Genomic DNA, 8,419 nt, shown 5'->3' on the forward strand with positions numbered 1-8,419 from the left:
GCCGCGCGGCTCGAGCTCTCGCAGCAGATCACGTCGCACCACCTGCGCGTGCTGCGGGATGCGGGACTCGTGGAGGAGTCGAGGGACGGCACCCGGCACCTCTTCGTGGTGCGCACGGATGGCCTTGCCGCCGTGCGCGACTATCTCGACGGCTTCTGGCCGACCCAGCTCGCCCGCCTGAAGGCGGCGGTCGAAGGGCGCGAGCGATGACCGACTTCCACACCTCGATCGACATCGCGGCCGCGCCAGAGGCGGTCTTCGAGTATCTCGTGACCAACGACGGGATGACCGCCTGGATGGGTCAGCACGCGTCGCTCGATCCACAGCCGGGCGGCCGCTTCGAGGTCGACGTCGCGGGCTACCCCGTGCGCGGCCGCTATCTGGAGGTCGATCCACCGAAGCGCGTCGTGGTGTCGTGGGGGTTCGCGGGCAGCGACGACCTTCCGCCTGGAGCGTCGCAGGTGACGTTCGAGCTGACGGCGACCGGTGAGGGCACGCGGGTCGACCTCACGCACTCCGGACTTCCGGATGCTCGCCTCCCCGGGCACCGCACCGGCTGGGCGCACTTCCTTCCGCGGCTTCGTGAAGCCGGCTCGGGGCATCCGCTCGGCGCCGATGACTGGCGGCCGACGGCCTGAGTTCCCCGTTGAGCGCGCTCCCTACCGCTAGTGTCATCGCTGTGGGGGAGCGAAGGCATACGCCTTGGTACCGGCGTCATGCCGTCATCGCGTGGGGATGCGTCGTCATCGTGCTCGCGATCGGCACGGTGTTCGCGTTCGTCAATCCGTGGCCGAGTGCGCTGCTGATCCGAACAGTCTTCGAGATCAATGCGCACCAGACCGTGCAGACGATGCTGAAGTACGCACCGACGAGCGGGCTTCGCGAGCGGATGAACGTGCCGTACGAATCCGGCGGTTCATCCGACACCACCTTCGACCTGTACGCACCTGCCGGCGCGGTGCAACCGCGCACGACGGTGGTGTGGATCCACGGCGGAGCGTGGATCTCCGGCAGCAAGGAGAACGTCGACCCGTACGTGGAGATGATCGCCTCGCACGGATACACCGGCATCAGCCTGAACTACACGGTTGCGCCCGAAGCGCAGTACCCGACCGCCCTGAAGCAGCTCAACTCGGCGCTCGGCTACATCGTCGATCACGCGGCCGAGCTCGGCGTCGATCCGTCGCACATCGTGCTCGCCGGCGACTCCGCGGGCGCCCAGTACGCGGCGCAGCTGGCGGTGATGGTGACGAACGAGGCGTACGCGAAGGGGTTGGGCATCCGTCCCGCGCTGGCCTCCGATCAGCTGGCCGCCGTCATCCTGAACTGCGGCATCTACGACGTGCGCGGCATCCCGAAGGCGCCGGGCATCGGCGGATGGGGGTTCCGGGTCGCGCTCTGGGCGTACCTGGGCACAAAGGATTGGTCGCACACGTCCGGCGGTGAGGCGATGACCACGATCGACCACGTCACGAAGGACTTCCCCCGCACGTGGATCTCGGGCGGCAACGCTGACCCGCTCACGACATCGCAGTCCAAGCCGATGGCGGCGAAGCTGGAGGCGCTGGGCGTGCCGGTGACGAGCGTCTTCTACCCGGCCGACGAGAACCCGCCGCTCGAGCACGAGTACCAGTTCCACCTGAACCATGCGGCGGCGCGGTCGGCGTTGGCATCCACGCTGCAGTTCCTGAGCACCATCGGCTGACGAACGCGCGCTGGCCGGGAGGGAGTCTGATGCGCGCTCGTCAGGAGTCGAAGCCGAGGCCGACGGCATCCATGGTGCGGAGGAACAGGTTGCGGCGACCCTCGTTGTGGTCGGCGCGATCGAGTGCCCAGCGCATCAGGTTCACGCCGACGGATGCCACGGGCTCCGGCGGGAACGGGATCGGCTTCGAGCGCACCAGCTTCAGGCTCGTGCGCTCGGTCTCGACTCCGTAGAGCAGGTCGAGCATCACTTCTGCGCCGAAGTGCGTCGCGGCGACGCCGAGTCCGGTGAAGCCGGTCGCGTAGGCGATGCGTCCGTCGCGCGCGGTGCCGAAGTACGCGCAGAACCGGCTGCACGTGTCGATCGCGCCCGCCCACTTGTGCGTGAACCGGAGGCCGTCGAGCTGCGGGAACGTCGTGAAGAAGTGCTCCGCGAGTCTGCGGTGCGTCGTCTCACGCTGCTCGTACGGCTCGCGCACGCGTCCGCCGTAGTGGTACACGGCGTCGTATCCGCCGAACAGGATGCGGTTGTCGGCGCTCAGCCGGTAGTAGTGGAACTGGTTCGCGCTGTCGCCGAGGCCCTGCCGGCCCTGCCAGCCGATGGCATCCAGCTGCTCGGCTGTCAGCGGCTCGGTCATCAGCACGTAGTCGTAGACCGGCACGGTGTAGAGGCGGTTGCGCTTCAGCAGAGACGGGAACACGTTCGTGCCCAGCGCGACCTTCTTCGCGCGAACGACCGCGGCGGATGGGCGTCCGGTGAGGTCGCGCGCCGCGGTGTGCACGTCGACGCCGCTGCCCGCGCTTCCGCGGCTCCCCCCGGTTACCAGCTCGGTTACCGGGGTGTGCTCGAAGATCCGCACACCGGCATCCGCACACGCTCGGGCGAGGGCTCTGGCGAGCTTCGCCGGGTGCACCAGGGCGCTGTCGCGCTTGTGGAACAGTCCGGCCAGATAGGTGGGCGAGTGAACGGATGCCTGTACCTCGGCCTCGCCGAGGAACACGTCGTCTTCGCCGTTCGCGCCCTCGCGCAGCCACTCGACCTGGTGCGGCTCGATCGCGACGTCGATGGCGCCGCCCCGCTCCCAGTCCGCGTCGAGGTCCAGCTCGTGGATGATCGTCTCGATCGCGTCGAGATTCTCGCGTCCCATGCGGGCCAGTTGGTCGTACTCGTCGGAGAACCGGCTGCGTCCGTTCTCCTCGCCGTGCGTGAGGCTGGATTCGGCGAAGCCGCCGTTGCGTCCCGATGCGGCCCAGCCGATCGTCTTCGCCTCCAGCAGCACGACCTCGGTCGACGGTTCGCGGCGCTTGGCGAGCAGGGCTGTCCACAACCCGGAGTAGCCGCCGCCGACGACGACGAGGTCGGCCGTCGTGCTCGCCGTGAGCGACGGGTACGCGTCGCCCGGAGCATCCTCGAGCCAGAAAACCGCCTGCCTCGTTCCGGTGAGTGCGTGGTCGACGGTGACGGCGTTCGGGCGCTGACGCTCGAACACTGTTGTGCCCATGGGATGCCTCGCTTTCTCGTCGGGTGTAGGCCGTATCGGTTGTCTGCAGTCCCTCTCCATCTTCGCGGGAGGCTGGCATCGCGGGCCGGGTGGATTCAGTCGCGAATCGGCGCCGAACCGGGCGATTCGTCCGCCGGGGCTGGGCCACGATCGGGCACGGTGCGCTCATCCGCATCGTGCTCGCTCGTCAGGGCTTCAGGCGTCCATCGGTTGTGGGGACCGACGTGCCACGGCGATCAGCGCGGCGCTGAGTACGAGCAGTGGAAGCACGCACAGTGCGGCGACGCAGTACCCCTGCTCCTTCGGGAGCAGCGCGCCGGCCGGTGTCGCCGTGGCGAGCAGCAGGCCGGCGACCGCGCTGCCGATGCTGAACCCGACGCTGCGGACGATCTGGTTGATCGAGAGGACGCTCGACGTCTCCTCCTGCGGCACATCCCGCAACACGAGCCTCGGCATGATCGCCGAGACGCCGCCGACCCCGAAACCGAGCATGGCCATGGCCGCGAGCGTAGCGACGAGCGATACCGGTGCGATCGCGAACACGACCGCGGCGAGGATGACGAAGCCCGCGTAGATCACGAACGTCCAGCGTGCAGACATCCGGGTGGTGAACCACGGTGTGACCCGGCCGGCGACGAAGCCGAGCACGGAGAACGGGATGAGCGCAGCCCCGGCCAGCACTCCCGACAGCCCGAACCCATATCCCGCGCTCGCCGGCGTCTGGACGTAGCGGGTGAGGAGCGAGAACAGCAGGTACATGCCGACGCCCGCGGTGAGCATCGCGGCGTTAGCGCGCAGCAGCCCGCCCCGGCTGAAGAGGGCGAGATCGACCAGCGGGGCTGCCGTGTGTCGTTCGACGACGACCCACCCGGTGAGAGCGATGGCCGCCGCCGCGAGAACGGATGCCCCGACCCACGGCATCCGCCACACCGCTGGTTGCGCAACGGCGAGCAGTACGCAGAGGGTGCCGAGGCCGAGGAGCAGCGCACCCGGGTAGTCGACCTTCGGGGTCCGTTGTGGAGCATCCTTCGGGATGGTGCGCCAGGCGATCAGCACGGCCGTGAGCGAGATCAGGAAGCCAACGCCGTAGGCGATTCGGAGGCCCGCGAGCTGGTCGATGAGGCCCATCAGCGGGTAGGCCACGCCGATGCCGACCGTACCGGCAACGGAGATGGTCGCGATCGTGGAGTGCGCTCGCTCGGTCGGCAGGTGGTCGCGGGCGACGCTCATCAGCAGGGCGATGAGGCCGAGACCGAGGCCCTGGAGTGCGCGACCGACCAGCAGCACGGCGAAGGGGAGCACACCGGGAGGCAGCGGGATCGCGGTGAGCAGTCCGCCGAGCGCGACCAGGCAGCTGGTGACGAGGATGCTTGCACGCCGGTGAGAGCCAGCGCCGAGCCGACCGAGCACGGGTGCCGTGATCGCCCCGGCGAACAGGGTCACCGTGAGCGTCCATTGCGCGGCATCCAGTGGAACGTCGAGCTGGAGTGCGACGGACGTGATCAGCGGCGCACCGACACCGCCGATCACCGCGCCGAGGAACGCGATGGTGACGAGCGCTGCGCCGAGATGCCTCGTGTTCACCGATTCGTCTCGGCGGTGATGTGCTCGAACAGTCCCGGCTGGATGCGCGTACGGATGCCGTCGGCCCACGGCTCGTCAACCTCGTCGACGTCGATGGCGGCGCCGGCGTTCAGCAACATCCCGAACGCGAGGAACGACTTGACGGTCACGGCATCCAGTCCGGTCGTGTCGGCGACGACCTGCCACATGTGCCCAACGCGTCCGCGGACCGCTGCCCGCACCTCCGGGTCGCTGCACGCGGCGAAGCCCTGGAGTTGAAGGAGTAGCGAGGTGCGGTTCTCCAGCTGGTCGTAGTACCGGGCGCCCATGCGGCTCAGTGCGTCGAGGCCGGTGGGTGTGGTGGCGGGGTTGCCGGCCGCGAGCATCCCTTCGCTGACCCGGTCGAATGCGGCCGTCACAAGCTCCAGGAAGAGCGCCTTCTTCGTGCCGAACATCCGGAATATGTATGCCTGGGTGATGCCCGCCTCCCGGGCGATCGCCTCGGTGGATGCTCCGTGCAGGCCGTGCTGAGCGAACTCGCGCGCCGCTATCTCCAGTACCTGAGAGCGGCGATCCGCTCCGCGCATCCGCTGTGCCATGTGGCCTATGTTAGTGGATAGTAACTAGTAACTAATCCGCCGATGGGTCTCGCCACAACCATCGCAACGCGCCACGCAGCAGGACACCGCCGTGGTTCGGACTATGACCTCCGTCACCGACGACGAGTCGAAAGTCATAACCGTTCTCGGCCAGGGCGGCAGCGGTCTTGAGGTTCTCGGCGAACCAGTTCGACGTCGGATGATTCCAGTTCAAGTCCCGGTGGGCGGCGTGGAGGAAGATCCGAAGCGGATGTCGCGGTGCCTCGGCGAGGAGCCGTGGATAGGGATTGCCGCCGGGCATCTGCGCGAAGCTCGAGTTGAATGCGATGACCTTGCCCATGCTCTCCGGGCGCATCCATGCTGCGGTGAACGCGGCATTCCCGCCGCTGCTTCCACCGCAAATCGCTCGCATGCCGGCCTCAGGTGAAACCGCGAATCGAGACTCGACGAGCGGCAGGACCTCGTGCAGTAGGAAGTCGGCGTAACGCGCATCGAACGCGTCGTATTCGACGTTCCGGTTCTTCTGCACGACACCGTCGACAAGGTGGATGCCGGGGTCGACGAAAACTCCGATAGCGGGTGGGATGGCACCGTCGGCCGCCAGATTGTCGAGCACCGTTCCCGCGCGCACATCGCCGTCGGGGTCGAGGTACAGCCATCCGTCGTTGAAGAAGATGACGGCGGCGGGCTCGTCGGGGTGATGTCCATGTGGTGTGTGGATCCACAGTCGGCGTGAATTGCCGAGGTATCTCGTGCTGTGATCGAGCTCGAATTCGTCGGTGTGCCCGGGCCTCACTTCGGGGCGCGGCGAGGAGTGCGGCCCGTACGCGTAACGGATGCCATCCTGCTCGATCGGCAACGGCGCGTACGGCAAGACTTCGGCCACGAAGCCAGGCTAGATCAGCGCGTGACGTTCGCTGGAGTCGCTCGATTTGCAGCGCTGTCTCTCCGTCCACAGGCACGTGTTCTGAGACGTTATCCACAGGTAAAAGGCCAGGTCAGGATATGGTTCGGAATGTCGGTGGGTGGTGTTTGACTTGCCTACATGAACACCCCCGACGCACCCACCGCCGACACCACGGCGACCCTGACCGATGCGTTCGACGCGCTCGCGGCAGCACTGGATGACGTGCTCCCGGCCGGTGAGGTGCACGGTCTCGGCGATCAGGCGCTGCTGGAGGCGACCCGGGCGGTTGAAGTGCTCGGTCGTCGGGTGGATGCGCTACGGGCGCACTGCGCCGGCGAGATCCTCGAACGCTCCCCGAAAGGGTTGGGTGCGGAACGGTTGTCGGCGAAGAACGGGTGCCGCACACCTGTCGAGTTGACGGCACGACTCACCGGAGTCTCCGAAGCGACCGCGGCTCGACGGGCGGCGCTCGGTCAGGCGGTGACCGTGCGCGGGTCGCTCACCGGTGGGTTGTTGCCGCCGAAGTTCCCGGCTGTCGCGGCAGCGGTTTCCGCCGGTGACCTCGGTGAGGATGCGGCCCGGATCATCATCAGCACGCTGTCGAGTGTGGAGCATCGGGCGGACCCCGCCGACTCGGCGGCCGCAGAACAAGAGTTGGTGGCCTCGGCGGTGGGCGGGTTCACCGCCGACCAGACCCGTGTCCAAGCCATGGTGTGGAGGATCGCGTTGGACCCGGACGGGGTGGAGACCGGTGCGGAAGAGGCGATGCGGCACCGGGCCTTGCCCCCGGTTCGTGGACACGGGGTTGGGTTATGCCGCTTTGGGTAGCGTAGCGGCGGTGAGGTCGGCTTCGAACGTGATGGGCGTCGTGTAGCCGAGGTAGGAGTGTCGTCGGGTGCTGTTGTAGCGCACGAGCCAGCGAAATACCTCGCGCCGGCAGGCCGCCTCGTCAGTGAACACGGCGCGGTCTTGCAGGACCTCCCGCTTCAGCGTGGCGTTGAATGCCTCCGCCAGAGCGTTATCGGCGCTGGTGCCTACGGCACCCATGGACTGGGTCACGCCCAGCCGCGCGCAGAGCTTGGCATACGCCTTCGAGGTGTAGACCGATCCGTGGTCGGAATGGAACACCGATCCGGCCAGCGACCCGCGGGTCAACCGGGCGGCGCGGAGCGCGTCCTCGACGAGTTCGGTGCGCATGTGATCAGCGATCGCCCACCCGGTCAGGCGCCGGGAGCAGCAGTCGATCACCGTCGCCAGATACAGGTTGGTGCCCTCCGCCAACGGCAGGTAGGTGATATCGCCGACATACCGCTGGTTCGGTGCCGGCGCGGTGAAGTCCCGGCGCAGCAGATCGGGGACCTTCTGGTCTGCCGGCTCGGGGACGGTGGTGCGCACCCGGCGACGCTTCTGATAACCGCGGATCTGGTTCTCACGCATCACCCGGGCCACCCGCTTGCGATTCACCCGCGTCACGTTGGGAGCATCGTTGAGCTCCGCCGTGATCCGTGGCGCGCCCATAGTGTTGTCCGCCTCGTGGACGACACGGATACGCGAAGCAAGAGCGGCGTCCTCAACCGCCCGTGCCCGCCGTGCCGGTGCTCCAGCTCGCCACGCGTAGAACGATGATCTGGTGATCTCCACGAGCTCACACAACCGCTTCACCGGATAGGTGGTGGAGAGATCCTCAACGAACTGGAAGCGGTTCACCAGTTCGTCTCCCCCGCGAAATACTTGGCCGCCTGACGCAAGATCTGGCGCTCAGTGGTGAGCTTGACCTGCTCGGCCCGCAACGCGCGGTTCTCTGTCTCCAGCCGCACCACCCGCTGCTCAAGCGTCTCGTCCCGGTCCTCGTCGGCTACCGTCAGCGCTGCCGCCCGTGCCCGCAAGGGGCTGCGCGCCGCCGCGCCGTCCGCTGCCGTCTTCCGACCCGTGCCCAGCCGCTCCAGCCACAACCGCAACGTGCCACGCTCGACGCCGAGATCCGCGGCGATGCCACGCACCGTCGCGCCGGGAGTGGACTCATATAAGTCCACAGCCTGCCGCCGGAACTCGTCCGAGTAGTTCTTCCTGGACATGACTTCGATCATCTCGCTTCCCCGACACAAGGCCGGAATCAGCGTGTCCAAGAACCAGGGTCAAGGCCC

9 protein-coding genes are annotated in these 8,419 nt (G+C 67.6%); 4 read left to right on the forward strand and 5 right to left on the reverse strand.

Annotation, left to right across the window (positions count from 1 at the left end):
- The 3 genes from ACTHNC_RS03205 to ACTHNC_RS03215 form a co-directional block, all read left to right on the forward strand.
- The coding region (locus tag ACTHNC_RS03205; protein ID WP_440293155.1) for an ArsR/SmtB family transcription factor at positions 1–210 on the forward strand (210 nt) is incomplete at its 5' end.
- Positions 207–638, forward strand: coding sequence for an SRPBCC family protein (locus ACTHNC_RS03210; protein WP_440293156.1), 432 nt, complete (start codon positions 207–209; stop codon positions 636–638). The genes ACTHNC_RS03205 and ACTHNC_RS03210, both read left to right, overlap by 4 nt.
- A 41-nt stretch (positions 639–679) precedes the next feature.
- Positions 680–1,705, forward strand: a complete 1,026-nt coding sequence (locus tag ACTHNC_RS03215) for an alpha/beta hydrolase (RefSeq protein ID WP_440293157.1) — start codon at positions 680–682, stop codon at positions 1,703–1,705.
- A gap of 40 nt (positions 1,706–1,745) precedes the next feature.
- Here the strand turns inward: ACTHNC_RS03215 and ACTHNC_RS03220 are convergent, their stop codons facing one another.
- From ACTHNC_RS03220 to ACTHNC_RS03235, 4 genes are all read right to left on the reverse strand, one after another.
- The gene (locus ACTHNC_RS03220; protein ID WP_440293158.1) at positions 1,746–3,206 is read right to left on the reverse strand and encodes an NAD(P)/FAD-dependent oxidoreductase; all 1,461 of its coding nucleotides are present in this window, start codon (positions 3,204–3,206) and stop codon (positions 1,746–1,748) included.
- A 195-nt stretch (positions 3,207–3,401) separates the two neighbouring features.
- A complete protein-coding gene (locus tag ACTHNC_RS03225; RefSeq protein WP_440293159.1) occupies positions 3,402–4,790 on the reverse strand; it encodes an MFS transporter in 1,389 nt (462 codons plus the stop codon).
- A complete protein-coding gene (locus ACTHNC_RS03230) occupies positions 4,787–5,368 on the reverse strand; it encodes a TetR/AcrR family transcriptional regulator (RefSeq protein WP_440293160.1) in 582 nt (193 codons plus the stop codon). The genes ACTHNC_RS03225 and ACTHNC_RS03230 overlap by 4 nt, the downstream gene beginning before the upstream one ends.
- 31 nt (positions 5,369–5,399) lie before the next feature.
- Complete coding sequence (locus tag ACTHNC_RS03235) at positions 5,400–6,254, reverse strand: alpha/beta hydrolase (protein WP_440293161.1); 855 nt, start codon at positions 6,252–6,254, stop codon at positions 5,400–5,402.
- A gap of 159 nt (positions 6,255–6,413) precedes the next feature.
- Between ACTHNC_RS03235 and ACTHNC_RS03240 the strand changes: the two genes are divergently transcribed.
- Positions 6,414–7,103 (forward strand): DUF222 domain-containing protein, encoded by a 690-nt coding sequence (locus ACTHNC_RS03240; RefSeq protein ID WP_440293162.1) that lies wholly within the window; start codon positions 6,414–6,416, stop codon positions 7,101–7,103.
- Here ACTHNC_RS03240 and ACTHNC_RS03245 read toward each other — a convergent pair.
- Positions 7,086–8,350 (reverse strand): IS3 family transposase gene (locus ACTHNC_RS03245; protein ID WP_440293163.1). Its coding sequence is split into 2 segments (ribosomal slippage): positions 7,086–7,996 and positions 7,996–8,350, totalling 1,266 coding nucleotides; the frame shifts between segments, so codons are not numbered across the junction. The two genes, ACTHNC_RS03240 and ACTHNC_RS03245, sit on opposite strands and share 18 nt — an antisense overlap.
- Positions 8,351–8,419: the final 69 nt, after the last annotated feature.

Origin of the sequence: Humibacter sp. (genome assembly GCF_051954055.1) — a bacterium.
In the GTDB taxonomy this organism is placed as follows: domain Bacteria; phylum Actinomycetota; class Actinomycetes; order Actinomycetales; family Microbacteriaceae; genus Humibacter.

Coding starts and splice junctions, on each gene's coding strand:
- ACTHNC_RS03210 (WP_440293156.1), top strand. CDS start 207: ATGACCGACTTCCACACCTCGATCGACATCGCGGCCGCGCCAGAGGCG.
- ACTHNC_RS03220 (WP_440293158.1), bottom strand. CDS start 3,206: ATGGGCACAACAGTGTTCGAGCGTCAGCGCCCGAACGCCGTCACCGTC.
- ACTHNC_RS03230 (WP_440293160.1), bottom strand. CDS start 5,368: ATGGCACAGCGGATGCGCGGAGCGGATCGCCGCTCTCAGGTACTGGAG.
- ACTHNC_RS03240 (WP_440293162.1), top strand. CDS start 6,414: ATGAACACCCCCGACGCACCCACCGCCGACACCACGGCGACCCTGACC.